This is a genomic window from Mesorhizobium sp. M1E.F.Ca.ET.041.01.1.1, from assembly GCF_003997355.1.
Lineage (GTDB): Bacteria > Pseudomonadota > Alphaproteobacteria > Rhizobiales > Rhizobiaceae > Mesorhizobium.
On sequence record NZ_RZSL01000861.1, the window covers coordinates 1 to 1,956 of the forward strand.

The window sequence follows — 1,956 nt, forward strand, 5'->3', positions numbered from 1 at the left end:
CTTTAAATATTTGTTTTTAAGCAATTCCGAACGGAAACCGCTGCGCACTCCTGGAATTGCTCCCGCTGCGGAAAAGTCTTTCGGCTACTGCCTCAATCTTGAAATGAAAGTGTAATATTCATTTTACAGCACCGAGCATAAACATCTATACAGTAAGGTCAACTGAGGTGTTTTACAATTCTAACATCGCGATAATCTCATTTAGTCAAAGCTTGTATTAGGTTAGAGCTTGAGATGGGTTTGAGGTGGCAATCAATGGCACGTCTGCGATTCCTCACGACCTCCCTCCTGGCTGTTACTGCGTTGGTGGCATTTGCAGCGGTTTCTCACGCTGATCCTTGCGGCGTACTCAGAAGCCAGATGCTTACCGGACGCGGCACGGCCAATCCCGAGCTTGCCCAACTGCGGCGTCAGCTTGCCGCGATCCAGGGCATCGAAAGGCAGCGCCGCTGCACCGCCAGCAGCGCGATGGGCGGCTTTTTCAACGCCTGCGCCGACCTTGCCAGGAGCAGGGCCGAGGTGCAGCGACGGATCGCCGGCATCGGCAATTCGGGCCGCGACGATCCGCAGGCGAGATATGCCGCGCTCGGCTGCCAGTCGGCGCTCAAACGGCAGCTCGCGGCCAAGCCGCAATCTTCCGGCACGACGTTCGGCAGCAATGCGATGCTGTTTTGCGTGCGCCTTTCGGACGGCTACTTCTTCCCGGCGCCGAACTCGCAATTCACGCAAGGCGCCGATCTCAAGGACACGGTCGATCAGTGTCGCTATATCTGCGACGATCCCAGCGTCGATCTCTATACGCTGGGCGATCCGAACCTCGAGACCGACCAGATGGTCGCGGTCGACACGCGCAAGCCATATACCGAGCTTCCAACCGCTTTCCGGTATCGCGACGACGCCAGCTTCAAGGCTTGCGACCTCAAGCGCTACCATCAGCGCGTGGCCGAGCTCAGGGCGCGCACCGTGACGCCGGGCAACATGCAGAACGCCATCATTCCGTTGCCGACGGCAAAGCCCGATCTCGGGACGGTTTCGGATATTCCGCTACCCGCGGCAGCGGATGCAAAGGTCCGTGCGACCGCAGCCGAAACCGGGGCGGCGGAAGACCAGGCGCCGACCATGCCGGCCGGATCGCGGCCGGTGCGGATGATCGGCCCTGCCTTTTTCCCGGCGGATTGATCCCGGCCGGCGGCTTCGACCGCCAGTGCTGGGGAACTAGTCGCATACGACGCGAAAGCGTTTGCCGGGCTCGCTGACATTGTGGCAGGCCAGCGCCTTCTCCGGGCCGGAAGACGCATCCGGCAACTGCGTATCCACTGGCCGCCTTGCCGGCGGTGGCTTCCGGTATCTGCGCGGCGCCGATCTTGCCGGCTCGGGAGGCGCCGGAAAGACGCCGGCTGCCACCGGCGGCGGGCTCACTTGCGCCTGCTGCGGAGGCTTGTCCCAGACACGCCTGACGTCGAGCTGTCGCGGAATGATCACCGTACCGTCGTCGCTGCGCGCGCAGCCGGTGGCCGCAAGCAGCACCGGGCAGAGAACGAGAGATAGAATTCGACCGAACATCAGCAGCACCCCCGGCTAATTTATAACCCGGCAGCGGCTGGATCGCCAACGGACGGATTACCGCAGCGAGCATCGGACCAGCGTCTGACTAGAGCCCCGAAACGGATTCGGGCAACGCGCTTTGGTTCTGCTTTACGCATGTCGTTTCCCCCAAACCGCTGCACGCTTTTGGGCGACATGCGTTAACGGCGTCGGATGCGTTCGGTTGCGAATCGTTAAGGTTAGCGGATCGTTAATGCTTGTCGGGCACATTCCGCCGACGAACTGGCGAGGTTCGGCCTGGGGGTAGGAATGGCTGATACGGACGGGACGGTCGGTGCGCGCGGCCCGCGCGATTTCGAAGGCGCGGTTGGGCGCGGCGAGGCGGCGGTCGCCGGCGCCCAGGATCAGCAT

The 1,956-nt window shown here is 61.9% G+C and carries 2 protein-coding genes; one reads left to right on the plus strand and one right to left on the minus strand.

Features of this window, described 5'->3' with window-relative positions:
* Window positions 1-360 precede the first annotated feature (360 nt).
* On the plus strand, window positions 361-1,179 hold the full coding sequence (locus EOA38_RS35135) for a DUF2865 domain-containing protein (protein ID WP_245480998.1): 819 nt from the start codon (window positions 361-363) through the stop codon (window positions 1,177-1,179).
* A gap of 36 nt (window positions 1,180-1,215) precedes the next feature.
* Here EOA38_RS35135 and EOA38_RS35140 read toward each other — a convergent pair whose 3' ends face one another.
* The gene (locus EOA38_RS35140; RefSeq protein WP_245480999.1) at window positions 1,216-1,563 is read right to left on the minus strand and encodes a hypothetical protein; all 348 of its coding nucleotides are present in this window, start codon (window positions 1,561-1,563) and stop codon (window positions 1,216-1,218) included.
* Window positions 1,564-1,956: the final 393 nt, after the last annotated feature.

What these genes read in the sequence shown, in the direction of transcription:
- EOA38_RS35135 (WP_245480998.1), top strand. Translation starts at nt 361, where the DNA reads ATGCTTACCGGACGCGGCACGGCCAATCCCGAGCTTGCCCAACTGCGG.
- EOA38_RS35140 (WP_245480999.1), bottom strand. Translation starts at nt 1,563, where the DNA reads ATGTTCGGTCGAATTCTATCTCTCGTTCTCTGCCCGGTGCTGCTTGCG.